The organism is Natronorubrum halophilum (genome assembly GCF_003670115.1).
Classification (GTDB): Archaea; Halobacteriota; Halobacteria; order Halobacteriales; family Natrialbaceae; genus Natronorubrum; species Natronorubrum halophilum.
This window is the reverse complement of record NZ_QQTY01000002.1, coordinates 722,790-746,030: the sequence shown is the minus strand read 5'-3', so window position 1 is coordinate 746,030 and position 23,241 is coordinate 722,790. Positions and strand designations below refer to the sequence as shown.

Sequence of the window (23,241 nt, the reverse complement as noted above, 5' to 3'; positions counted from 1 at the left end):
GGCACCTCGAGCGGGCGAACGATCGCTCGAGTCGGGGCGATCGAACGCCTTTTGCAACGCCGGGGGGTAGATGACGTCGATGGACGTACTGATCGTCGGCGCGGGATCGATGGGGACGTGGTTCGGCCGAGCCACGGACGCCACGGTCGCGTTCGCCGACGTGGATGCCGACGCCGCAACCACGGCAGCCGGCGCAGTCGGGGGCGACGCCGGAACCGCCGCCCTCGAAGGCGAAGACAGCTACGACGTCGTCTGTCTCGCCGTACCGATGCCCTACGTGGTCGACGCGATCGCCGACCACGCCGACCGGGCCGAACGAGCGATCGTCGACGTCTCGGGCGTGATGGAACCCCCGCTCGAGGCGATGGCGGAACACGCACCGGGCCTCGAGCGAGCGAGCCTCCACCCGCTCTTCGCGCCCGAACGAGCGCCCGGCTCGATCGCCGTCGTCCGCGACGAGGCGGGGCCGACGATCGACGCGTTGCTCGAGCAGTTCGCGGCCCGGGGCAACGACTGTCTCGAGACGACGGCGGCGGAACACGACGAGTCGATGGAGACGGTTCAGGCGGCGACCCACGCCGCCGTCCTCTCGTTCGCCCTCGCCGCGGAGTCGGTGCCGGAGGGATTCGAGACGCCGATCTACAAGGGACTCGGGGCGCTGGCCGAGAAAATGACCGAGGGAACGCCGCGCGTCTACGCCGATATCCAGCGGACGTTCGGGGGAGCCGACGCGGTCGCCGACGCCGCCGCGGCGATCGCCGACGCCGACGCCGACGAATTCGAGTCGCTGTACAGAGACGCGGCCCGTCAGTGGCAGCCGGACGGGAACGGTACCGACGAGCGTGCGAGTCGTACCGAGCCGACCGATACCGACGAACGTATCGACGACGACGCGACCGAAGAACCAACCGAGGGAGACCCCACTGAATGAGTGATCACCGAGAGGCCGTCCGCTCGAACGCCAAGTACCTGCGCAACGTCAGACCGATCGACCCCGAAGAAGTCTGTGACTACATCGAGGAGACCCCCCACCCGGCCGTCGTTCGCCAGCACCTCCGCGAGGCGGCCCCGGATCTCGGCTTGCTCGAGCGCGACGACGGCACATTCGTCCCCGTCGACGACGAGCCGGTTCCGCCAATGCAGGGCTCCGTCCGGCAGTTCCCGACCGCCTACGAAAGGCGACTCGAGGACCTGCTGGTCGAACGCTACGGCGTCGACTGGCACAAAGACGCGACCGGCGACCTCCTGCGGTCGACCATCCGGCGATTCAAGGCCGAGTACCTTGACCGGCGACCGGTCGACTACGACGAGGACGTCGCCGCGGGCTACGCGATCTATCACCTGCCGGGCTACTACGCCGCCGTCCAGTACGCCCTGAACGATCTCGCCCAGCGCGGCCTCCTCGGTCGAAACCTGCGCGTACTCGATATCGGAGCCGGCGTCGGCGGCCCCGCGCTGGGCCTTTCCGACTTCCTGCCACAGGACTCCCTGCTCGACTACCACGCGGTCGAACCCAGCGCGGCCGCGGACGTTCTCGAGGAACTGCTCGCGGAGACGGGCCGGAACGTCCACCCGACGATCCACCGGACGACCGCGGAGGCGTTCGACCCGGGAGTCGTCGCCGACGCGGGTACCGGCGGAGACGGGTTCGAGCCGACCGCACCCGACGACGGCTTCGACCTCATCATCGCCGCGAACGTCGTGAGCGAACTCGAGGACCCGACGGCCGTCCTCCGCTCGGCGCTCGAGATGCTCGCGCCGGACGGGACGCTGCTCGCGATGGCCCCCGCGGACAAGAACACCAGCATCCAGCTTCGCGAGGTCGAACGCGAACTCGAGGACGAGCGGGTGTGGACGCCGGCGGAGCTGGGCGGGAAGGGGGCCGACGACGGTACCGAGACCGCAGGAGACGCCGACGACAGACTCGGGCGGGTAACGATATACGGCCCCGCCGTCCGACTCTGGCCGGACGCCCGTCCATCGGATCGGGGCTGGTCGTTCGACGTCAGGCCCGATATCGACGTTCCCTCCTTCCAGCGAAAACTCGAGGACGCGACGCCGGCCGACGACGACGAACACGACCCCAACGAGTTCGTCAACGTCGACGTGCAGTTCTCCTACTCCCTGTTGCGACTCGACGGAACGCGGCGAATTGACCTCTCGCTCGAGACCGCCGACTGGGCGAGGATGGCCGACATGGAGGGACACGTCACCAACCGGATCGATCTCGTCGCGGCCAAACTCAGCCGCTCGCTGAGCGATGGCGGCTCCGACGGCGGCCGCTCGAGCGGTTCGAACCCCCTGTTCAAGATCAGCGACGGGAGCGAGACCATCGACCACTACGCCGTCCTCACGAGCGAGACTTCGCTCAACCGCCCGCTGCTCGAGGCCGAGTACGGCGAGGTCTGCTCGTTCGAGCAGATCCTCGCGCTCTGGAACGACGACGAGGGGGCCTACAACCTGGTCGTCGACGAGCAGACGGTCGTCGACCGGATCGGGTAACTCGCCGAAGCGGTGGGCTTTTCGCACCGGCTTCCGACCCGATTGATATGAGCGATCCCCTCGAGATCCTGCTGACCAACGACGACGGGATCGATAGCACCGGTATTCGGGCACTACACGACGCCCTCGCCGAACGCGCCAACGTGACCGTCGTCGCCCCCGCAACCGACCGGAGCGCCTGCGGCCGATCGATGTCGCACGAGGTCGACGTCGAAGAGCGCGAACTGGGCTACGCCGTCTTCGGCACCCCCTCCGACTGCGTCGTCGCCGGACTGGCCGAACTCGGCCCGGAGCCGGACGTCGTCGTCGCGGGCTGTAACAAGGGAGCGAACCTCGGCGAGTACGTTCTCGGCCGGTCCGGGACGGTCAGCGCCGCCGTCGAGGCCGCCTTCTTCGACGTTCCCGCGATCGCAACGTCGATGTACATCCCCGTCGACGGGACGCCGCTGAGCGAGATCAACCTCGCCATCGAGGACTATGCCGAAGCGACCCGCGTAACGTCCTACCTGGTCGAGCGCGCCCTCGAGGCCGGCGTCTTCGAACACGCCGCGTACCTCAACGTCAACGTCCCCCTTCCCGATGGCGAGCCCGCGCCGATCGAGATCACCGACCCGTCGAAACGCTACGCCATGGACGCCGAACGCGACGGCGCTCGCATTCACCTTACGGACCGCGTCTGGGAGCGGATGGATCCCGAAACCCTCCCCGATCCCGAGGGAACCGACCGCCGAGCCGTCGTCGAGGGCCGCATCAGCGTCTCTCCGCTCACTGCTCCCCACACGACGACCCACGCCGAGGCGCTGACGGCGCTCGCGAAAGGCTATCCGGGCCCCGCCGAATCACTGGACCGGTGCTAGGGCCGATACGTCAGCGAGAATGCACCTGCTACCGAACTGATTTGTATCGGGGTGATGAACCGTCAGCCATGGCGAGGGTCGAAATCGAATACTGCGTGCCGTGTGGATTCCTCGAGCGCGCCGAGGACCTCCAGCACGCGCTTTTGTCGACGTTCGGCGAACAACTCGAGGCGGTGACGCTCGTTACGGGTGCAAACGGTGTCTTCGCGGTTCGCGTCGATGACGAGGTGGTCTTCGAGAAGAGCGAGGAATCGTACGACGTCGACGAAATCGTCCGACGGGTTCGTGATCGAGTATGAGTTCCGGCCTCGAGCGACGACCGAGTCGGGTCGGCGAACTGATAACTGACTTGCGGGTCGCAAGGCCGTCGCTATTCGCCAACGGAAGCATTATGATAGTCATACCGTACCTAACAGCGACAGGAATACATAACAAATGAAATATACACTCACGGTAGATGCGCGTTCAACAAACGATCGGTTCCGCATACGGTGATCAACAATGGTATTTAACGCACTCTGGGCCCGTCTTTCGTCTCTCTGGTCGAACGGCTCGACGAACGAAGGATCGGGCGACGAGTCCTCGAGTGAGGAATCGGACGGCGTCGACGAGGAAACACTGAGTTACGCCGAGGAGATCGAGTACGGAGTCAACGAACAGGAACTGCCGGACGAAGACAAGATTCTCAGATTACTGGTCAAACGCGGCGGCCGCGTCGATCGAGCGACCGTCCGCCAGGAAACCGGCTGGTCGGACGAGCATCTCGCGGACGTCATCAGCGGGATGGAAGACGACGGGCAGGTCAGTGCGATCACGGTCGGTCGAAAACGAGTCGTCTGCCGGCGCGGCTTCGAGCCGAAGGGGTACCGCTCCCACCTCAACGAGTAACGAGTTCGGCTCGTCGAGTACAGTGTGCTGCGTGTGAGCACGTGACCTGTCCGCTTTTCGGCCGCCGTTCGAAACCGGACCCCTAACCGACGGTTCGAGCGTTCGCTTCGACGTCGTCTACGGCCGCAGCCGTCGCGAAGTAGTCCGGCGAACAGATCCTTTCACAGCGAATACACGACCGCTACGTGGCGTATTCAGGCCGAATTCACTTCACTCGGACTGTCGTCACAACATGTATGTTAGAACTCGCACTGCTGTTCTTCGTGATCGCAATCATCGCCGGCGCACTCGGCGCGACTGGCGTCGCCGGCATCACCATGACCATCGCGAAGTGGCTCGTGATACTCTTCCTGGTCCTCGCGGTCGTCTCGTTCCTGCTGTAAGCGACTGCCGGTAGCGCGACCGGTAACGGGACCGAACACACCGCAGCGGTCGGAACTCCGAATCGACCGCCGCCCGCTACTGCCGTCGCTCGTCGTCGAGCTCGTAGAACGGTACACTCGACGTAGTCGCTGGACGGATCGCCGTACCCACGCCCAGCGTCAGCTGTACGCGCAACCCGACGAGAATCGGTTCAGTGTCAGGTCGGTCCGACAGAGGATGCCGTCGACGAACAGTCGGCCGTCGCTCGTGATCGTTACCTCGTGGTCGGCGACCTCGAACGTAAACTCCCACGTGCTCCCCCGGTCGTCGGCCAGTTGCGTCAGGACCTCCGGATTGATGTACTCGTAGAGGGTGTACTCGACTTCCTCGAGATCGAGTCGATCGGCCTCGGCCAGTGCCTCAACGACGTCGAGGATAATCCCGTCCTGATACTGCTGCGCCGACATCCGTCGATTCGGCCTCGAGTGATGGATATCCATGAGCGAATTCCTTGCTGTGACTTAGCGTCTCGCGGCTTCGACGCCCGCGTACGCCCGTCGTTTCGTTCGATCCGGGTGCGCTGCCGACCGGACCCACGATCCTCGAGCGTGACCGACTGAGTTCGAGGCCACTATCCCGTCGCCGGTCGTGACTGCCGGCGCTCGGATCAACGGCCGATGACTCTCGACTACCAGCGCACACCCCGAACACACTCCCCGAAACTGATCGATCAGCGTCACACGAATCCCGTGGACAGGACCAATATTAAATAGGTTGTCACTACGTTTGATAGAACGATACCGTCCGTTCGTGTACGTCGCTCCTGACCGATTCGGACGGTCGTTGTTTTATCTGGGCCCCCATCTCCTCGAGAGCGCAGTGACTGTCACGGAGGCCGACGGATCGGTCATCGATCTGCGTGGAATGCGTCCCGACCGTTCTGCTCACACCGGACTCGAATCGAGATTTCTCATCCGGCACGCGGTTTCGAAGTAGAACGCTTCTCTCCTGCAGTTCGTGTTCTCCGGCCAGTGGGGATGGCACACAAAGACGGCGTTACGCGGGTGCTCGTGTGGCGGGAGTTCGTTCGAAGTCGTATCCGATTCCGACGAGGATCCAGCCGTCGACACCGGAGTGGAGTGAACTCGCTCCGGTCGTGACTCGAGCGGCGGTTCCCGCTCGAGAGCGCCGACCGGTGGCGGACCGGCACCGCAGTCGTCCGTGCCGACCGAAGGACGGGAGTCTTAGGGATCCAGTCACAACCTCTTCGTACAGATGCGTACCAACACCGACGACGCGGGGTGGCGTCGATGATTCTCGACGAGTCGGACGGCACTGCCGCCGAGTACGAGGCCCTGGCCGACGCGCTCGAGGACCTGCGCGACGAAGTGGCGGAGAACCCGATCAAGGACTCGCGGCTCGAAACCCTGTTCGACGAGGCGACCACGAGCGATCCCCAGATCTGGACCATCGTGACCGCGTTTCTCGATCTCGAGGACGGCGACCTGGTCGTGACGGAGGAGTCGAAGCTCGCCCGCGGCAAGTGGGCTCCCGAAATCGTCGACGACTGCGACGCGATGCTTACCGTCGACGTGACCTACGGCCAGATGCCCGACGAGTTCAAATACACTGTGCTGAAGAAGTTAGATGGGAAGATTACGGACGCTCGAGCGCGGGCAGAGCGGGCTCGAGAGTGAGTAGCTGTGGACGCGCAAAGCGGAGTTCGAGGGCTGTCGCGGTCGCGTGCGAACCCGCGTTCGACTTGCTCGCTCGCGCACCGCATGACCGCCTGATAATCGAGTACCGCGGTCCACGGGTTTTCGCCGGTTGATCACCGCGGAGTCGAGCAAGCGACCATCCCGATCGGCGATGTCTTCTCATTCCGTGCTGTTGCGTTCCTCGTCCGTGGTAAGCCGTTTGCACCGGGCTGAGAGCAATCCGAACGGAATGTCTCCCTCCGGTAGAAAAACGTAGTCCCCCTTCTCGTCGTTGACGAGTTTACTGATCAACTCAACGTCCTCACCTTCGTCCGATGCGACGATAACGGGCTGTTCCTGCCAATTTTCGCGGAGATACTCGTAGATCGGCTCTATCGGTGGTTCGTGCCGAGTATCGACGCTGATTACACAACCTGTCCCTGACGGGTCCCAACCGTCCCGAACTGTGGATGGGTCTACGATTCCCTCGATAGTAATTCCCACCGTGTTTTCGAATAATCCGTCTTCGAACTGCGCTCCGTACTCTTCGTTGCAGACCAGCGTAATGCCGACTACGTCGTCCATCAGTACGTCTATGACCGGGAATACGATAGCTGTTAGGTCCCTATCCAGTGATTCTGTGGGTGACTGGACACGGTGGCTCGCCCCTGAATTGAGAGGCTCGGTGCTCTCGGCGATAGGTACGGAGAGCACACGTATCGGTTCGCACAGTAACAGACACCATCGACGCGCTCCCCATCAGTCCTCTCGCATAACTGCCAACCGGAACTGCTCGAACGACCGAATTATCGAAACGAACTCGCCGGGATCAATCGGCTTCTCGAGGATTGCATCTTCGTCCGCATCGTGATCGAGGTCGCGGGATTCGATCAGGTCTTCGTCCATCCCGGTGAGGACGATCACTGGAACGTGATCCAGTTCGGGGTGGTGTTTGATTTCGTGTAGGACGTCTTCGCCGTTCACTTTCGGCAGTTTCAGGTCGAGCAGTACGATATCCGGTCGAGGAGCGTCCTCGTACGTTCCGCGTCGATAGATGAAATCGAGCGCCGCTTGGCCGTCAGTGACGGTGTTGAGCGTGTTTTCGATGTTGCCGTCTGTGAAGGCTTCTTCGATAAGGCGAACATCACCGGGGTTGTCTTCTACTAACAGTATTACCGCCTCCGATGATCCGCTTCCCATAGGGTGATGATTCGGATTGACGGGTATAAGGGATTCGGAGAGATGACTTAGAGGCAGAAATTCAATCGATCGTCATCGGTTGTGGAACGACTCACGTAACAGGGTTTACCTCGAGGCCGCGGATCTCGAGTGTGGTCGCGATCGCGTGCGAACCCTTGTTCGGATGCTGGCTCGCGTAGCGAAGCACCGCCTGGTAGTCGAGAACGGCGGTCCACGGGTCGCTGTACGCACCGCCGTCGTAGGTGCGCGCGAGGTCGCGCTCGGCGATCAACGGGGCGTCCCACTCCAGAGGCGAAGTTTACATCGAGATGGAAAAATGGTACCGTCTACGGTCTCACATTTGATATCGCATGACTGCGTGGCTTCAAGACACTACTGTAGCTCTTCTGTACCCACCTAATTATCAGCATTGAAACCGTGTCGTTTATTCTATTTGTCAAGAACCTTCTCACTATCAACTAATTATATATACCCCGAATTCTCTCGGTGAGATTAACCCGACGACGACGAGAAGGCGACGCCGAGGTGGTGCGGTTTCCAATCCCCCTCGAGCGTCACCGGGGCGCTACCACACTCCCCAAAGAAGCGTTCTCACCGTCGAAGGGTGCGTGGTAAACAGAAATCCAACTATGGATCTAAGCAAATACCGAAACAAGCTGATCGGAAGCGAAGACGAACGGGCAGTATCACCAGTTATTGGCGTGATTTTGATGGTTGCGATTACCGTCATTCTCGCGGCTGTGATCGCGGCATTCGTGCTGGATATGGGTGATCTTGACGGAAGTGCACCCAATGCACAATACGAATGGGAAGTACAAACTTTCGGTACAGACGACAGAGTCACAGTTACACTGACTAGCGGAGATGATATCGAAACGGACAATCTTGCGTTCAACGGTGGAGGCGAAGATGCCAATTCCGATGTGAGTGTATCCGGAGATACTTGGACTGCAGGCGAAACATTCGTCTACGACACCGATTCTGGTGACTTCCAAATCGTGTGGGAAGGAGATGGCTCCTCAAGTGTTATCGCTGAGGAATCATACTAAACAATGGATTTTAAAAAGTATCGCAGAAAACTCATTGGTAGTGAAGAACAGTGAGCCGTATCGCCAGTTATTGGCGTGATATTGATGGTGACAATCACTGTAATTCTCGCAGCCGTGATTGCGGCGTTCGTACTGGCTATGGGCAATCTTGACGAAAGTGCACCTAGTGCGCAGTACGAATGGGAAAGTAGTGGGTCCGACTTCGCTGTATCACACACCAGTGGCGATGACATTAGTATGAGTGATCTTACAATTAGGGTTACTGTAGATGGGAACACAGAAAGTGGTGTCATCGGCAGTGGTAGCGGAGAATACACTGCTGGAGATACGATAGATATCACTACTGCCACTGGATCTGCTGACGAGGTGGAGGTTACATTCGATGGGACACCAACTACGATAACTGGAAGTTCGTACTCCCATAGCTCTGGGACTGCAATTGATAAAGTAACCATCGTATGGGAAAGCGACGATACATCGAATATCATCGCCGAACACGAACCCTAACCCTTTCTTTTTCGGTCTTCTTTCTGGGTGTTTCTACAAGAGTTTATGTAGCAATATATGGTGTGATCCTACACTCATATAATATAGATCTAGCATCGATATTAATGTTCAGGGATTTGACTAACACCTACACTTCGGCAATAATTGGATTTCGGATATGAAATTTCCGTCATCATGGCCTCATCATGTATCAATCCCTTCAACGAGTTCGAGCGTCCACTCACTGTCACCGATATGACGAACGTGGAAGTGATATTCATCGTCGACGCTCCCGTTCTCGTCGAGCAGGCCCTCAATTCGGAGATCGTCGTTCGGCAGCGTAATCCCGGCAGAGTTCTGGCCTAACTGTCTGAGTTTGTTCAGCGCCATGCGACTGGCGGCAACCTGCCTTGGTATAACGGTCGGTGAACCTTGGTTTCCCTGACCTTTTCGTCAGGGCGGGGAAACGGGTGCTTGTATGGCACTTAGCCTCCCGTAGAAGTACGTTCCTGGCTCGATTCGTCAGCCATGACTCGGAGTTGATCGAAGCGAACGAACCACTTCGGAACAGCCTGCGAGAAACGGATGGACAAGAAGCGATGCTTCAAACTCGAGCGAGCCAGCTGGCACGACGTCAGGTTCGGAAACGGAACGCCCGTCAAGTTAAGAGTACGATGCTCGAGCAGGCCGACGGCCAGCCGGGCAACTTCAAGGTCTACAAAGCCTATCACGAAAAGCTTCGGCGAGCGGACGGCTGGTGTTGCTTCGTCGGCTATCGGCCACATGGGCGCTCCGGCTGCACGGTCGTCAAGGACAAGATGGTTCGAGCGGGCGATCTCCCGCTGTTCCGGTGGTACGGGGGCGGCGATCACCGCGGAACCGAGCAAGCAAAAATCGCAATTACGGATATCTTCTGAGGATCAGTCCGCTTAGACGAGATCTTGCGGACGTTCTGCACCGTGGTCTCGTAGTTCGCCGTCAAACGAAACAAGAGTTGCATCGACGGCGTTCGAGGCAGCCAACACGATAGCATCCATCGGATAGAGCAACGTCTCGTCTTGAAGTTGGTTTGCGTTCACCATGTCCGAGGCATCGGGAAACGTTACAGTCGTTCTGGAACTAACTCGCTGCTCGATTTGCTCAACGCGTTCGCGTTCGAACTTTTTCTTTTTTGTGAGTACAGTTCGTAGTTCCATGAGATTTAGCACCGAGGTATAGGTCTCACCGGAGTCGTTGAGAACACGAACAGCAGTGTCAGAACGGTCTGTATCCTTCGTAACAGCTGCAACATAACGTTTGAGCTTCATAGGCGCTCGCGAACATCTCGGACCGCTTCAACAGAATCAACTTCCTCGTCGACAGCCAACTCTCGAAGCGCGTCACCGAGTGGAACGTCTTCGTCATCCTCAGGGTCACCAGCCATGAATTCGGCGAAGTCGTCGGTTGTGAGGCTCACACAGAACGATTGCCGGTCTAATTGCAAAAGCCTACTGGCGATTCGAATCGCAGTTTCGGTCTACTCTCGGTCGACCCTCGGTCGACCAGTACCGTACGCTCGACCTCGAAAGTCGTCGCTCGAGGACCTGGCGGCAGCTGCAACCAGATGAGGCACGTCGTCGCAGGCACTCACCACTGCTCGAGTCTTGTTACAGTCATAGAAGCGGGCTGCTCGTTCAATTGCGTCCATTCGGTGTGCATAGTCGTCGGTTCGGATTCGCATACTCGTACACACGAACCCCCGAATCCTAGTTTTTTCGACTCACTCAACGCCGCCCATAGCCCATAATCGGGGTGTTTCTATCACTCTTTCAGAGTTGTTCCGGGGTTCCTCGCGGCGATCGTCACACAATATGCACACGGCATTTCCGATCTCGTGTGCATATTTGGGAAACCGGATCTATCGGCGTGCAACCAAGGATTCGTATCGAAATCTGGTTTCTCGGGGTTCTATGGATCTCGCGTTCAGTACAGGGAGTTTACAGTGCGACCGGACAGGGTGTTTCCTGTCTATGATAAGATATTTATCAAGGTGAAAATACATCTACCTATGTCCCTGAGTTCTCGTCGTCGGTTCCTCCAAAGCGGGAGTATGATCTGTAGTATGGGTTTAGCTGGGTGTTTTGAGGTGGCGTGGTCTGAACAACAGGAGGCGAGGATAGGTACCGTTGAGTTCCATAATTACACGACGGACGAACAATCGGTGTTGGTAATCGTCGAGGATGACGGCGAACAAGTGTACGGTGAATTTACGGCGGTTCCACCAGCGGACGGCGAGCCACCTACCGTCCGGGAAGTCGAAGACCTCCCCGAAGCCCCCGGTGTATATGATATATACTTCAACCTCGCTCGACGACCTGAAGATACGGAAGGTGAATTCTGGGCTCGGGCTGCTAATACAGATGCGGATTGCAGAGCATATCGGTTCACAATCCAGCCAGACGACACTAATGAGCCGCAATTTGGCATCTATCGGTCAGAGTGTTAAACCTCAGTCAGTCTCTGAATCGGTCAGTAAGCATCTGTACTTACCGCTTGAGATGCATCGACCTCGCCCACCTGATTCTCCCAGGGAAGCTGTATCGGGCCGCCGGTTTCCCAGTGGCGCATATTCGGAAACCGCGGCGAGATATTGAACGACGCCTTTCGTTCACCTCGTCCGCGACCTACGATATTCCATTCGTATAGCCATTCAGCGTTTATCCCGTCCGACAGCCGCAGCGCGAACCCGGACTTGCTGTACCGAACTCGAAGAGCCAGGGCTCGCCGTCGACCTCGATATTCAGTTCGAGATACCCCTCAAACGGCTCCCCTCGATCTCGTGAGGCGTCGTCTCGATTTGCGACACAACTACTCACCGTCCTCCGACTCGAGCAATTCGGTCAGTACAGCCACCGGATTCCACCACGTCGCCCCCTGGAACGGGTAGCAGACGTGTTTGAACGACGTGCAGTCCGCCGCCTCGAGGGTCGTCGGATCGACGTGCGGGGCCTGGTCCATCTCCTCGGGACGGGCGCGTTTGACGTGCGTTCGCCCACAGCCCACGCAGATTGCATCGACGGGAATTCCAGTCTGGCCAGCTGCCGAACTCGAGAGTTCGGCCTTGAGGTCACGATCGGCGTCAGCGCTGGCCTTCGAACTCTCGAGGGCGGACGTCCGCGAACACATAGCGGTCCCTCCCGCGCGTCGCGAACGTCGCGCGTGCAGTCGGAACACAGTCGGCGGAGTCCGTCGATACGATCGCCGCACCGTTCCTCGTCAGACTCGACGAGGCGATTCATCGCGAACCCTCGTCGTCGAGTTCAGTATCCGGCTGTAGTGAACATCGGCTGGCACTTTTTTGAATAGAAAAATTAATTCGATACGCAGGCCCTCTTAGACGGCAAAGTATGGCAGATAGGGATGACATAGAGAGGGAATTAGCTGAGTGTGCCGAATGCGGTTCTGCATACGCGGCTCGCCAATTGCCTACTGGCGACATCCAGCCGATCGGAAGCGAGACCTGCGACTGTGGGTCAACCGAGTTTCGTCTAATTGAAGATGTTGACGACGAATCTGCTTCCAGTGAGTTGACCGAAGAGTGAACAGTACCGCTCGAGACGTTACCGCCATCGGCCCGAATCTCTCGCTGCTCGAGCGCGCGCCGAACGTCGGCGTCACTCACTTGATGGGCTATGGGCGTCCGACTGTCGACGTTGTACAGCCGACTCGCCGGGACGAACAGATCGTTACACATCGGCCTCACCTCTGTGACGACCGGGCGACGTCTCGGGGTCGGGAATCGAGAAATCGACACCGGTGGCGGAGCCGCGGGTCAGCCGTCGGTAGCTGTCGCACTCGCCGTAACGGTGGATCCGATCGTCGTTGTCACCGTAGACGCGGCAGAACTGGTCCGTGACGTACGCGCCGCAGTGACGGCACGTCGATTCGGTGCTGGCAGACGGCCACGGGGCGATCGTCACGCCGACCACCTCCCTCTGCGAGCCACAGGACGGTAGGGACCCGCGCAAGGGAACCCGTTGAACTCTCCTGTAGATGGAGATACCTCAAATAGCGATTCGGACGATCCTACGGAGAACAGCGCTTCTACTCGAAATGTAGGAACCCTCGGGAAACGTTTAATTTCGAGTGGACTCGGCGGGATTTGAACCCGCGGCCTCTCCCATGCCAAGGGAGTGATCTACCGCTGATCTACGAGCCCTCGTTCGCATTCGTTGATTTCCCTCGGGAATAGATAAACCCCTCGAAACTCTCGAGCCATCCCTGCTTGTGACTCACATGGTCGGGTCCGTCTCGAGGGTCCCCTCAAAACGGCTCCGAACCCGCAAATCAACAGCCAGTAGCTAGACAGTACGATTCAGACGAGACACGCACAGATCTGCGGCTCCGACCCGTCGCGAGGACAGGCGTTGAAATAGCCGTGAGCGACGAACCGCTGCTAGCACCCGTCACGAGAGAAGATGCACGCGCATCACGTGAATCCGTGTGGCTGACCGTCGAGCATCCGCGAGAATTCGAACGCTGCTGTAGAACCACAGCCGTCTCAAGACCGTATCGCTCGGCCGACTCGCACGCAGGCGGGACCACGGGCCGGTCTAGAAACCCTTTAGTCCGTCCGACCGGAACCGTTCCCTGGGAAGCGCACGGCCGCAAATCTGACTGTGCCATCCACTGTTTCGGATGGCTTGGGATTGCGGAAGTGCACGACAGCCGGGTGGTCCGACTGTTGAGTAACTCGAGCGGTCAGTGCGATTCCTATCCTCAGCCAATGGCACGAATGCACACCCGCCGCCGAGGCTCGTCCGGTTCGGACAAGCCAGCGGCAGACGAACCGCCGGAGTGGAGCGACGTCGACTCGGACAAGATCGAAGACCGAGTCGTCGAACTAGCAGAGCAAGGCTACGAACCGAGCCAGATCGGCATGAAGCTGCGTGACGAGGGTGTCACGGGCACGCCGATTCCGGACGTCAAGCTGGCGACCGGCAAGAAGCTCACCGAAATCCTCGAGGAAAACGACGCGGACAACGACCTTCCCGAGGACCTGCGGAACCTGATGGTCCGTGCCGTGCGTCTGCGCGAGCACATCCAGCAGAACCCACAGGACTACCAGAACAAGCGCGCCCTGCAGAACACGGAGTCGAAAGTGCGCCGACTGGCCAACTACTACCGCGGCAACGAACTCGAGGCGGACTTCCAGTACTCCTACGACGTCGCGCTGGAACTCCTCGAGGAGTAAGCGCCCCCATCCCTGTACACAATGGCAACCGAGGGTCGTTCCGCCGAGTCGCCGTCCGCCGCCTCGAGGAGACTCGAGAGCGCCGGCTTCGTCCATATCGTCGCCCGAGCCGACGGTGACGCACTCGCCGCGAGCGGCCTCCTCGCGAGGGCGCTGGCCGAACGCGGGACGCCGTTTCAGGTGAGCGTCGATCGGACCGTCGCGGATCGAACCGCACGCGTTCGGGCTCGAGAACCGGCAGCGGACGACGTAACGATCGGCGTCGGCGCCGTCGATGCGGACGTGACCCGACTCGACGCGGACGATCGGCCGGCCACGCTCGCCGCGCTCGAGTTCGCTCGCGAACTCGGTACGACACCGGATCCCGTACTCGCACTCGCCGGCCTCGTTGCCGCCGACGTCGAACCGGGTGCCGGCGAGAGCGAGTGGGTTCTCGAGACCGCACGCGAACGCGGTCTCGTCGAGCGCCGTCCGGGTGTCGCGGTTCCGACCGCGGACCCGGTCGACGGCGTCGCCCACTCGACGCGCCTCTGTGCGTCGTGGTCGGGCGATATCGACGCCGCCCGCGACGCTCTCGCCGGTGTCGCCGTCGACCTCGACGAGCCCGAATCCTTCGACGCGGACGACCATCGAGCGATCGGTTCCGCCGTCGCGCTCGACGTCGTCGGTGCCGACGGAGCGGACGCGGGCGCGGCGGAGACGGTTCAGCGGGCGCTTCGCCCGTACGCGACGCCGGAGCACGCGTTCGCGACGGTCGGCGGCTACGCCGACGTCCTCGAGGCGACCGCCCGGGCCGAAGCCGGGACGGGCGCCGCGCTCGCGATGGGCCACGACGCCCACGAACCCGCGCTCGAAGCGTGGCGCGAGTACGGCCGTCGCGCGCAGCTGGCACTCGAGGCCGGCTCGACCGGGCGGTACGACGGGCTGTTCGTCGTCGGCGTCGACGACGGACCGGTCGAGGCGGTCGCCCGTCTCGCCGTCGCGTTTCGATCGCCGGAACCGGTCGTCCTCGCCATCGGTACCGGTGAGTCCGCGATCGCGACCCGCAACGACGACGCTCTCGGCGCGACCGTCGAGGCCGTTGCGCGGGAACTCGAGACCGCCGCCGACGCGGACTCGAACGCGGACTCGGAACCGAGCCACGAGGGAACCATCGCGTACGACAGCGGTCGCCGCCGCGGCTACCTTCGGTACGACACGGGGAGGGACGAATCGACGATCATCGCGACAGTGAGGGACCTACTGTGAGTCGACGAGCGACGATCCGGACGGAGCACGACGATCCGGCGCTCGTCGCACGGGCGCTGCGCCCGGACAACACCGACGAGATGGAGACCGTCGTTGCCGACGACGGCGATGCGGTCGTCACGCGGATCGACCGCGACTCGACCGGCGGGCTCCACTCGACGGTCGACGACTACGTCGTCAACCTCGAGGTCGCGGTCGACGTCGCCGCGCAGGCACGAGCCGGACAGCACGATCAACCGACGGACACGGGACCTGTGTCCGACCACAATCCAGAACACACAACACACAATGAGTGAACGATCAGTTTCACGCGCAAAACAGGAGAAGCGGTGGTACACCGTGCTTGCACCGGAGCAGTTCGACCGGAAGGAGCTCGGCGAAACCCCCGCTGACGAACCGGAGAAAGTCTACGGCCGAACGATCGAAACGACGCTCGGCGACCTGACCAACAACGCGAGCGAGAACAACACCAAGCTGACCTTCAAGATCGACGACGTCGGCAGCGACTCGGCGTACACGGAGTTCGTCGAACACTCGCTGACCCGCGACTACCTGCGTTCGCTGGTCCGACGCGGTGCCTCGAAGATCGAGGCCTACGTCACCGTCCTCACGACGGACGACTACCGCGTTCAGATCCAGCCCGTCGCGTTCACGACCAAGAAGGCCGACGCGAGTCAGGAGAAGGCCATCCGCGAACAGATGGTCCAGATGATCGAGGAGGCCGCCGCCGAACGCGACTTCGAGGAGCTCATCGACAGCGTCGTCGAAGGCCGACTCTCCTCCGGCATCTACGGCGAAGCCAAGACGATCTACCCGCTTCGCCGCGTCGAGATCCAGAAGACGACGCTCGAGGCCCACCCCGAGGAAGTCGCCGAAGAGGAAGCGACCGCGGTCGACGTCGACGAAGAAGACGTCGCGACGGACGACTAACGCGAGGCTCGAACGCCGTGGTGGCCTCGGGTTAGCACGGGGGACGAAACGGTCCGTGAGCGGCGAGATTCGATCCCGACGGCCGACTGTAGCCATCCGATTTTTCTCGCACCGAAGCGCCTCGGGCGACGGTAACCCGAACGTCCCCGGGTGACATCACCGTGAGCAAAACGTCCTAAGTCGCGAGCCCGTAGTACCGGTATGTCACCGAACACGCCAGGGCTCCACCACGTGACGGCGATCGCGGGCGATCCACAGCGCAACGCCGACTTCTACGTCGGGACGCTCGGGTTGCGGTTCGTCAAGAAAACCGTCAACCACGACGATACGGGAACCTACCACTTCTACTTCGGCGACGAGCGGGGAACTCCCGGCACGAACATCACGTTCTTCCCGTGGACCGAGCAGGGTCGCGAGGGGCAGTTCGGCGCCGGTCAGACGCGGACCACCGCCTATCGAATCCCCGAGGGGTCGGTCGACTACTGGCTCGATCGCCTCGAATCGAATGGCGTCGACGTCGAGGAAGACGAGCGCTTCGGCGAAACGATCCTTCGATTCGCGGATCCCGACGGAATCGGTCTCGAACTCGTCGCGGCCGACGACGAGCGGGCACACGGAAACCCGGACGACGCAGCGGAGGATACCGCGGCGAGCGACGGTCCGGTCGCCACGCCGTGGGACGACAGTCCGGTCCCGCGGGACCACCAGCTACAGGGCTTTTACAACGTGACGCTGGCCGTCGCCGAAATTGAACCGACGGCGACCGTCCTGACCGACGTCCTCGGCTACGACCTCGAGACCGAAGCCGACGGCCGGCACCGGTACCGGAGCGCGGCGGGCGGGCCGGGTTCGATCGTCGATCTGGTCGAAACTGACGCGGGTCGCGGGCGAATGGGCGTCGGGACGGTCCATCACGTCGCGTTCACGGCTCGAAACCTCGAGGAACAGCGGCGCTGGCGCGAGGCGTACGGCGAGCACGGACTGTCCCCCTCGGAAGTCATCGATCGCACGTACTTCCAGTCGGTCTATACGCGCGAACCGGGCGGCGTCCTCTTCGAGATGGCGACGACGGAACCGGGCTTTACCGCCGACGAAGACCGCGAGGAACTGGGATCGAGCCTAGCGCTGCCCGAGTGGCTCGAGGACGAGCGCGAGCGGATCGAGGCGCAGTTACCGCCGTTCGACGGACCGACCGTCGAGGACTGATCGGGCGAAAAATCGGTTTTCTCGAGTCGATGCGTTCGGTTGTGAGCGCACTCACGTGACGGTGACCATCTCGCTGACCGTGTGCGCGCCGGTGTCGACCCGGACGGGGAACGATTCGCGACCACCCGAGGGTTGTCCTGCCCGGAACGTGAGGGTAATCGCCCGACTGTCGCCCGGTCCGAGCGTCAGCATCTCGCTGTCCTCGACCTCCGGACTGTAGCCGACGACGAGTTCGATATCCGTCCTCCCCGTCTCGCCGCCGACGTTCTCGATGATCGCGTCTACCTCGAGCAGTTCACCGCCGCCGACGGGCGAGTTCGTCTGTAAGTTCGTCGCCTCGAACAGCGCCGGATCCGCCGTTCCGTTTTGCTCGTCCGTGACGACGACCATTTCAGTGACCGTGTGCGCGCCGGTGTCGACCCGGACGGGGAACTCCTCACGACCGCCCGAGGGCTGTCCCGCCCGGAATACGAGAGTGATCGTCTGACTGTCGCCCGGTCCGAGCGTCAACATCTCGCTGTCCTCGACTTCCGGACTGTACCCGACGACGAGTTCGATATCCGTCCTCCCCGTCTCGCCGCCGACGTTCTCGATGGTCGCGTCCACCTCGAGCAGTTCGCCCCCACCGACGGGCGAGTTCGTCCCGACGAACGTCACTTCGAACAGCGCCGGATCGTCGCCCTGTGCGCTAACCGTCGTGCCCCCGTAGCCAGCGGCCCCAAGTCCCGCTCCTACGTGGGTGATGAACCTTCGACGGTCCATAGTTGGCCCTTGGTAGTCAATAACTATCAATCTATAGGAGTTCTATCATATCCGTTCACGGTCACCGCTCCTGGTTTCTCACTGCTCGCGATACCGTCGACGAGTCGGCAGTGCGGTGGCATCGCCGGACGGTGACGGCGGCTCCCGTAACCGGGTCTCCCGACAGCGTATCGCTCGAACGAATCAACCGTCGATCGCCGATGTTCTCGCTTTTAACACCCCTCGCTCCGTACGGACGAGCATGACTCCACCACGGTCGAGCAACCGTCGCCGAAACCGAGATCCGTCCTTTCGATTCGAGTACGAGCCGTCGACGATCAGGTTCGGATCCGGCTGCGTCGACGACCTCGAGACCGAACTCGAGGCGCAGGGTCTCGAGCGAGGACTCGTCGTCTGCGGGTCGACGGTCGGGAGCACGCCCGAGGTGATCGATCCGGTCACGGCGGGGCTCGGCGATCGGCTCGGTGGCGTGTTCGACGAAACGACGCCGAAGAAGCGTCTGGAAACCGCGTTCGACGGGCTCGCCCGCCTCGAGGACGCGGGGGCCGACGCGCTCGTCAGCCTCGGCGGCGGCAGCAGCCTCGACGTCGCGAAGGCGATCAGCGTGCTCGCAGCGAGCGACCGGGAGCCAGCGGATATCGGTGCAGCGTTCGCCGAGACGGGCACGATCACCGTTCCCGATTCGGGACTGATCCCGATCGTGGCGATTCCGACGACCCTCGCCGGTGCCGATCTCTCCATGGGTGCGGGGATCACCGCGACACCCGATTCGGGGCTGGTAGAAGCGGACGTCAGCGGCGGGATCTCCGATCCGGGCCTCATGCCCGCCGCTGCGGTTTACGATCCGGAACTGGTCGCGACCACCCCCGACTCGATCCTCGCCGGGTCGGCCATGAACGGCTTCGACAAGGGACTCGAGGCGATCTACGCCGCCACGTCGACACCGGTGACCGACGCCACGGCCGGACACGGCCTCGAGAAACTCGAAGACGGCCTCCGCGCGTTCGGCGACGGCGAGCGCGATACCGAGACGTTCGAAACGGTCCTCGAGGGGATCGTGCTGGTTCAGTACGGCATCTCTCGACCCGGCGAGACGATGCTCTCGATCGTCCACGCCTTCGGGCACGGACTCACGCGGACGTACGACGTACAACAGGGAACCGCCCACGCCGTCATCGTTCCGCACGTCCTCGAGTACCTCTTCGAACAGGACGGCGTGGACGCTCGAGCGGGGACGCTCGCGAACGCACTCGGCGTCGGCAACGCCGCGGATCACGGCGCTGCGGTCATCGAGGCGGTCACCGAGATCCGAGACGGACTCGGCCTCCCGTCGCGACTGCGCGACGTCGACGGACCCGAGCCCGACGAGTTCCCCGTCGTCGCCGAGTGGGTGCTGGCAGATCACTTCATGCCGAACGCGCCGCCGAGACTCGATCCCTCGCTCGAGGATCTCGAGGGAATCCTCGAGCGAGCGTGGTAACCTCCGGACACCCCTAGGAACGCGCGTCGTCGAACCGCCGTCGTCGACTATCGAACTGGATAATCGATTTTTTCGAACCGTGTTCCTCGGTGAAACAGTCCTATCGGATCGATAAGTAACCCCCCTCGATGCCTGTCTTCGAGTAGGACCATGACCGAGTACGAGAGACGGGACGTGTTGAAGGGTACCGGACTCGCGATAGCCGCCGGGACCGCCCCCGCGTGGGGCGTAGTAACTGCCAACGAAACCGCCGCCGAAGAAGGCGACGACGGGACGGCGGTATCCAGCGATTCGAACGGGTGGGTATCCACTCGCGGGAACGCGGGGAACACCGGCTACGTTTCGCGGGCAACGGGACCGGAACCGCCGGTGACGACCGCCTGGGAGTACGACCACGGCGGTCCGTTCGCCGTCGTCGACGGGACGATCTATCTCACGGCCGACGGTCAGGTACACGCGGTCGACGCAACCGACGGCTCCCTCGAGTGGAAAAACGGAGTCACGAGGGAGGAGCACGCGGAACCGATGGCGGCGGCGGGGTCACCGGCGGTGGCGTACGATACCGTGTACGTCAGCGGCGAGCGGGGGGATCCGGACCTGACCGCCCTCGACGCTGCGACCGGGGAAATCCGCTGGCAGCTCGGAGACCTCGGCTACGAGACGAATCTGGCACCCATCGTCGCGGACGAGCGAGTCTTTCTCGTCGCTGATAGGGTCCTGTACTGCCTCGACGCGCATACCGGTGAGAAACAATGGAGCTTCGAGCCGGAACCGGCGACGTTCGACGACGATCGGGAACACGACGATCCACTCCAGAGAAACCCGGTTGCCGTCGCGGATGGGACGGTCTTCGTCCTGAGCAACAATCGGCTGTTCGCACGGGACGTCGAAACCGGGGACGAACGGTGGACGGACACGATTCGGGAGAACTGGGCAGCCAGTACGTTCTCCGGGCCGGCGGTCGCCGCAGACGGGTTCGTCGCCGTCGTCAAAGCCGACACCGTGACGATTTTCGAGACGGACACTGGCACCGAACGGGCGACCGTTCCCGGCCACTCGGTCGATGCTCTCACCGACGACCGCATCTACACCGTTCGTAAAGACGATACCCGTGACGACGACGAGCACAGGGTTATCACCGGCTACGACCGAAAAACGGGAGACGGTATCTGGCTTCGATCGGTACGTGCGCTTTCACTCGGTACGGTGGCCGTTGACGACAAATCCGTCTACGTCGGTTTCGAAGAGACGGCGACGGAGACCGGCGTCGTCGCGTTCAACCACGCGAACGGGGACCAACGGTGGAAAATCAACATCGATGCGCGTCCGAATCAGGTGGCGGTCATCGACGAAACCGTCTACGCGAGCGGCGATGCCCTGCACGCGATTCGCAGCGCGGCTGGAGGCGGAAACGAGGACGCCCCCGAAGACGAGTCCACCACAACCGAAGACGAAGCGGAGAGCCCCGTCGAAAACGATACGACCGAAGACGGAGGCGTAAACCCCTCCGAAAACGAGACTACCACAGTCCAAGACGGGACGGACAACTCGTCCGGAAACGAGACGCCCGCAGCCCAAGAGGGGGAGAGAAACTCCTCCGGAGACGAGACGACCGCAGCCGAAAACGAGAGCGAGACCGCACCCGAAAGCGGAGCGACCGAATCCGACGACGGTACCGACGGCACGCCCGGATTCACCACGGGCGTCGGCGTCGCCGGCGGCGCACTCTCCCTCGAGTGGCTCCGCCGGCGAGCCGTTGCCGACGAGGGAGACGGAGAACGGAAAGAGTAACGTTCGATCGAGCGATCGCTGCTGGAAGTGCTACGCGTCGATGTACGACGGCCGTTCGGCGTACTCGATCGGATCGCGAACGCCGATGTTCTGGAACGCTTGCAGGCGGAACGCACACGAGTCGCAGGTTCCACAGGCGGGTTCGTTCTCGCGGTAACAGCTCCACGTGTGTTCGTACGGGACCTCAAGGTCGACTCCGTGCTCGGCGATGTCGGTCTTCGAGTACTCGACGAAGGGCGCTTCGATGGTGATCTCCGTGTCCGGTTTCGTCCCGACGTCGACCACCCGTTCGAAGGCGTCGAAGAACTCGGGTCGACAGTCGGGATACCCCGAAAAGTCCTCGCTGTGTGCGCCGATGAACACCCCCTCGCAGTCGTTGGCCTCGGCGTAGGAGACGGCCATCGAGAGCAGGTTCGCGTTCCGGAACGGGACGTACGACGTGGGGATCTCGTCGCTCTCCATGTCCGCGTCGTCGACGGTCATCTCGTCGTCGGTGAGACTCGAGGCCCCGATTTCGGCGAGGTGGCCCGTCTCGATCCGCAGGAACTCCGCCGCGTCGAGTTCGTCGGCGAGTCGGCGGGCGCATTCGAGTTCGCGGTCCTCGGTTCGCTGGCCGTAGGAGGTGTGTAAGGCGTAGATCTCGTAGCCGCGCTCGCGGGCCTCGACGGCGGCGGTGGCGCTGTCCATCCCGCCGGAGAGGAGGACGACGGCGCGTTTGTCGGTCGGTTCGTCGGTCGTGGAGTGTGTCGTCTCGGTCATGGTCGAATCACGTTTCGGGGGCGTCGTTCCAGAGGTCGACGTGAAGTCGCGGCGTGTACCGAAAGCCGTGGTCCATCGCCAGTCGTGCGACGCGGTCGCGAGTCTCCTCGAGTCGCTCCCGGGTCGCTCCCTCGGGCATCAGGAGAACGTCGTCGTCCCGGATCGGGACGGCGGCCGCCTCGCGAAGGCTCGCGAGCAACTCGAGGACCTCCGGCAGATCGTCGCCGTCGGTGACGACGAACTTCAGTTGGAACTCGTAGGTCTCGACGAGGCGAGCGAGTGCCTCGAGATCGATCCGATCGTTCTCGTGGCGGTCTTCCCACTGGCCCGCGTCGGCGTCGTCCGGCGCGCGCTCCGGCGTCGGCGTACTGCTCTCGAGTTTCGGACTCACCGAGGCGAGATCGATCGGCGCGTCCCGATAGATCGTCCCGTTGGTCTCGACGGTCGTGTGATAACCTCGCTCGTCGAGGGCCTCGAGCAGGTCGACGCACGCCTCGTGCAGCATCGGTTCGCCGCCGGTGAGAACGACGTGGTCCGCCGCTTCGTACGACTCGATCTCCGCCAGAATCGCCTCGAGATCCATCCAGGCGTGGGTGGGTTCCCAGGACGTGTGATAGGAGTCACAGAACCAACAACGGAGGTTACAACCGCTCGTGCGGACGAACACCGAGGGAACGCCGGCGAGCGTTCCCTCCCCCTGGAGCGAGTAGAACAGTTCGTTGATCGGGAGGCCGTCGCCCGCGACCTCGTCCGTGCCGCCGTCCCGATCGACCGAGTTCGAGACTGGCAT

General features: G+C 62.0%; 30 protein-coding genes, 1 tRNA gene and 2 pseudogenes. 18 read left to right on the top strand and 15 right to left on the bottom strand.

Annotation, left to right across the window (positions count from 1 at the left end):
* Nucleotides 1-79: 79 nt before the first annotated feature.
* From DWB23_RS09760 to DWB23_RS09735, 6 genes are all read left to right on the top strand, one after another.
* Complete coding sequence (locus DWB23_RS09760; protein WP_121743069.1) at nt 80-931, top strand: prephenate dehydrogenase/arogenate dehydrogenase family protein; 852 nt, start codon at nt 80-82, stop codon at nt 929-931.
* Nucleotides 928-2,502: a small ribosomal subunit Rsm22 family protein gene (locus DWB23_RS09755; RefSeq protein WP_121742613.1), complete on the top strand. Its 1,575-nt coding sequence runs from the start codon at nt 928-930 to the stop codon at nt 2,500-2,502. The genes DWB23_RS09760 and DWB23_RS09755 overlap by 4 nt, the downstream gene beginning before the upstream one ends.
* Nucleotides 2,503-2,549: 47 nt before the next feature.
* A complete protein-coding gene (gene surE / locus DWB23_RS09750; RefSeq protein ID WP_121742612.1) occupies nt 2,550-3,359 on the top strand; it encodes a 5'/3'-nucleotidase SurE in 810 nt (269 codons plus the stop codon).
* Nucleotides 3,360-3,427: 68 nt separating this feature from the next.
* Nucleotides 3,428-3,658, top strand: coding sequence for a SelT/SelW/SelH family protein (locus tag DWB23_RS09745; RefSeq protein WP_121742611.1), 231 nt, complete (start codon nt 3,428-3,430; stop codon nt 3,656-3,658).
* 202 nt (nt 3,659-3,860) lie between these two features.
* Nucleotides 3,861-4,247 (top strand): helix-turn-helix transcriptional regulator, encoded by a 387-nt coding sequence (locus DWB23_RS09740; protein WP_121742610.1) that lies wholly within the window; start codon nt 3,861-3,863, stop codon nt 4,245-4,247.
* Nucleotides 4,248-4,483: 236 nt separating this feature from the next.
* Complete coding sequence (locus DWB23_RS09735; protein WP_121742609.1) at nt 4,484-4,630, top strand: DUF1328 domain-containing protein; 147 nt, start codon at nt 4,484-4,486, stop codon at nt 4,628-4,630.
* A gap of 159 nt (nt 4,631-4,789) precedes the next feature.
* Here DWB23_RS09735 and DWB23_RS09730 read toward each other — a convergent pair whose 3' ends face one another.
* On the bottom strand, nt 4,790-5,077 hold the full coding sequence (locus DWB23_RS09730) for a HalOD1 output domain-containing protein (protein ID WP_121742608.1): 288 nt from the start codon (nt 5,075-5,077) through the stop codon (nt 4,790-4,792).
* Between the two features lie 843 nt (nt 5,078-5,920).
* On the opposite strand from DWB23_RS09730, the gene DWB23_RS09720 reads away from it, so the two are divergent.
* Entirely contained in the window at nt 5,921-6,307 is a 387-nt protein-coding gene (locus tag DWB23_RS09720) for a hypothetical protein (RefSeq protein WP_121742606.1), read from the top strand.
* 180 nt (nt 6,308-6,487) lie between these two features.
* On the opposite strand, the gene DWB23_RS09715 is transcribed toward DWB23_RS09720, so the two are convergent.
* From DWB23_RS09715 to DWB23_RS09705, 3 genes are all read right to left on the bottom strand, one after another.
* Nucleotides 6,488-7,021, bottom strand: a complete 534-nt coding sequence (locus DWB23_RS09715) for a hypothetical protein (protein ID WP_162989784.1) — start codon at nt 7,019-7,021, stop codon at nt 6,488-6,490.
* Between the two features lie 45 nt (nt 7,022-7,066).
* Complete coding sequence (locus tag DWB23_RS09710; protein ID WP_121742604.1) at nt 7,067-7,507, bottom strand: response regulator; 441 nt, start codon at nt 7,505-7,507, stop codon at nt 7,067-7,069.
* A gap of 91 nt (nt 7,508-7,598) precedes the next feature.
* Nucleotides 7,599-7,778 (bottom strand): hypothetical protein, encoded by a 180-nt coding sequence (locus DWB23_RS09705; RefSeq protein ID WP_238717382.1) that lies wholly within the window; start codon nt 7,776-7,778, stop codon nt 7,599-7,601.
* Nucleotides 7,779-8,136: 358 nt separating this feature from the next.
* Here DWB23_RS09705 and DWB23_RS09700 point away from each other — a divergent pair, with 358 nt between their 5' ends.
* Together DWB23_RS09700 and DWB23_RS09695 are read left to right on the top strand one after the other, a co-directional pair.
* Nucleotides 8,137-8,556, top strand: a complete 420-nt coding sequence (locus DWB23_RS09700; protein ID WP_121742603.1) for a type IV pilin — start codon at nt 8,137-8,139, stop codon at nt 8,554-8,556.
* Nucleotides 8,557-8,640: 84 nt separating this feature from the next.
* Nucleotides 8,641-9,063 carry a type IV pilin N-terminal domain-containing protein gene (locus tag DWB23_RS09695; RefSeq protein WP_394341745.1) on the top strand — a complete coding sequence of 141 codons (423 nt, stop codon included), beginning with the start codon at nt 8,641-8,643 and terminating at the stop codon, nt 9,061-9,063.
* 183 nt (nt 9,064-9,246) lie between these two features.
* Here the strand turns inward: DWB23_RS09695 and DWB23_RS09690 are convergent, their stop codons facing one another.
* Nucleotides 9,247-9,432, bottom strand: a complete 186-nt coding sequence (locus DWB23_RS09690; RefSeq protein ID WP_121742602.1) for a hypothetical protein — start codon at nt 9,430-9,432, stop codon at nt 9,247-9,249.
* A 195-nt stretch (nt 9,433-9,627) separates the two neighbouring features.
* Here DWB23_RS09690 and DWB23_RS09685 point away from each other — a divergent pair.
* Nucleotides 9,628-9,959 (top strand): annotated as a pseudogene (locus DWB23_RS09685) (hypothetical protein).
* 12 nt (nt 9,960-9,971) lie between these two features.
* On the opposite strand, the gene DWB23_RS09680 reads toward DWB23_RS09685, so the two are convergent.
* From DWB23_RS09680 to DWB23_RS24105, 3 genes are read right to left on the bottom strand one after another with little or no spacing between them, the layout of a single operon-like run.
* Complete coding sequence (locus tag DWB23_RS09680; RefSeq protein WP_121742601.1) at nt 9,972-10,349, bottom strand: type II toxin-antitoxin system VapC family toxin; 378 nt, start codon at nt 10,347-10,349, stop codon at nt 9,972-9,974.
* On the bottom strand, nt 10,346-10,498 hold the full coding sequence (locus tag DWB23_RS22980; protein WP_162989782.1) for a hypothetical protein: 153 nt from the start codon (nt 10,496-10,498) through the stop codon (nt 10,346-10,348). Before DWB23_RS22980 ends, DWB23_RS09680 begins: the two co-directional genes overlap by 4 nt.
* Before the next feature lie 60 nt (nt 10,499-10,558).
* Nucleotides 10,559-10,729 carry a DUF7692 domain-containing protein gene (locus DWB23_RS24105; protein ID WP_455429439.1) on the bottom strand — a complete coding sequence of 57 codons (171 nt, stop codon included), beginning with the start codon at nt 10,727-10,729 and terminating at the stop codon, nt 10,559-10,561.
* 438 nt (nt 10,730-11,167) lie between these two features.
* Here DWB23_RS24105 and DWB23_RS22975 point away from each other — a divergent pair, with 438 nt between their 5' ends.
* Entirely contained in the window at nt 11,168-11,527 is a 360-nt protein-coding gene (locus DWB23_RS22975) for a YvcK family protein (protein ID WP_162989781.1), read from the top strand.
* Nucleotides 11,528-11,583: 56 nt separating this feature from the next.
* Here DWB23_RS22975 and DWB23_RS09665 read toward each other — a convergent pair.
* The 4 genes and pseudogenes from DWB23_RS09665 to DWB23_RS09645 all read right to left on the bottom strand — a co-directional run.
* Nucleotides 11,584-11,887, bottom strand: a pseudogene (locus DWB23_RS09665) (DUF7845 domain-containing protein); the annotation flags it as partial.
* 2 nt (nt 11,888-11,889) lie between these two features.
* Nucleotides 11,890-12,207 carry a hypothetical protein gene (locus tag DWB23_RS09660; RefSeq protein WP_121742599.1) on the bottom strand — a complete coding sequence of 106 codons (318 nt, stop codon included), beginning with the start codon at nt 12,205-12,207 and terminating at the stop codon, nt 11,890-11,892.
* Between the two features lie 560 nt (nt 12,208-12,767).
* Entirely contained in the window at nt 12,768-13,010 is a 243-nt protein-coding gene (locus tag DWB23_RS09650; protein ID WP_121742597.1) for a DUF7563 family protein, read from the bottom strand.
* Between the two features lie 158 nt (nt 13,011-13,168).
* Nucleotides 13,169-13,240: transfer RNA gene (locus DWB23_RS09645), tRNA-Ala, on the bottom strand.
* A 567-nt stretch (nt 13,241-13,807) separates the two neighbouring features.
* Here DWB23_RS09645 and DWB23_RS09640 point away from each other — a divergent pair.
* The 5 genes from DWB23_RS09640 (at nt 13,808) to DWB23_RS09620 (ending at nt 17,659) form a co-directional block, all read left to right on the top strand.
* Nucleotides 13,808-14,275, top strand: a complete 468-nt coding sequence (locus DWB23_RS09640) for a 30S ribosomal protein S15 (RefSeq protein ID WP_121742596.1) — start codon at nt 13,808-13,810, stop codon at nt 14,273-14,275.
* Nucleotides 14,276-14,296: 21 nt separating this feature from the next.
* A complete protein-coding gene (locus DWB23_RS09635) occupies nt 14,297-15,523 on the top strand; it encodes an exonuclease (protein WP_121742595.1) in 1,227 nt (408 codons plus the stop codon).
* On the top strand, nt 15,520-15,819 hold the full coding sequence (locus DWB23_RS09630; RefSeq protein ID WP_121742594.1) for a KEOPS complex subunit Pcc1: 300 nt from the start codon (nt 15,520-15,522) through the stop codon (nt 15,817-15,819). Before DWB23_RS09635 ends, DWB23_RS09630 begins: the two co-directional genes overlap by 4 nt.
* The gene (locus DWB23_RS09625) at nt 15,812-16,453 is read left to right on the top strand and encodes a 30S ribosomal protein S3ae (protein WP_121742593.1); all 642 of its coding nucleotides are present in this window, start codon (nt 15,812-15,814) and stop codon (nt 16,451-16,453) included. Before DWB23_RS09630 ends, DWB23_RS09625 begins: the two co-directional genes overlap by 8 nt.
* Nucleotides 16,454-16,654: 201 nt before the next feature.
* Nucleotides 16,655-17,659, top strand: coding sequence for a ring-cleaving dioxygenase (locus DWB23_RS09620; protein ID WP_121742592.1), 1,005 nt, complete (start codon nt 16,655-16,657; stop codon nt 17,657-17,659).
* 51 nt (nt 17,660-17,710) lie between these two features.
* Here the strand turns inward: DWB23_RS09620 and DWB23_RS09615 are convergent, their stop codons facing one another.
* Complete coding sequence (locus DWB23_RS09615; protein WP_121742591.1) at nt 17,711-18,421, bottom strand: COG1470 family protein; 711 nt, start codon at nt 18,419-18,421, stop codon at nt 17,711-17,713.
* A gap of 241 nt (nt 18,422-18,662) precedes the next feature.
* Between DWB23_RS09615 and DWB23_RS09610 the strand changes: the two genes are divergently transcribed.
* Nucleotides 18,663-19,901, top strand: a complete 1,239-nt coding sequence (locus tag DWB23_RS09610; protein ID WP_121742590.1) for an iron-containing alcohol dehydrogenase family protein — start codon at nt 18,663-18,665, stop codon at nt 19,899-19,901.
* Between the two features lie 150 nt (nt 19,902-20,051).
* Entirely contained in the window at nt 20,052-21,692 is a 1,641-nt protein-coding gene (locus tag DWB23_RS09605) for an outer membrane protein assembly factor BamB family protein (protein ID WP_121742589.1), read from the top strand.
* 30 nt (nt 21,693-21,722) lie between these two features.
* Here DWB23_RS09605 and queC read toward each other — a convergent pair whose 3' ends face one another.
* Nucleotides 21,723-22,451 carry a 7-cyano-7-deazaguanine synthase QueC gene (gene queC, locus DWB23_RS09600; RefSeq protein WP_121742588.1) on the bottom strand — a complete coding sequence of 243 codons (729 nt, stop codon included), beginning with the start codon at nt 22,449-22,451 and terminating at the stop codon, nt 21,723-21,725.
* Between the two features lie 7 nt (nt 22,452-22,458).
* Entirely contained in the window at nt 22,459-23,241 is a 783-nt protein-coding gene (locus DWB23_RS09595; RefSeq protein WP_121742587.1) for a 7-carboxy-7-deazaguanine synthase QueE, read from the bottom strand.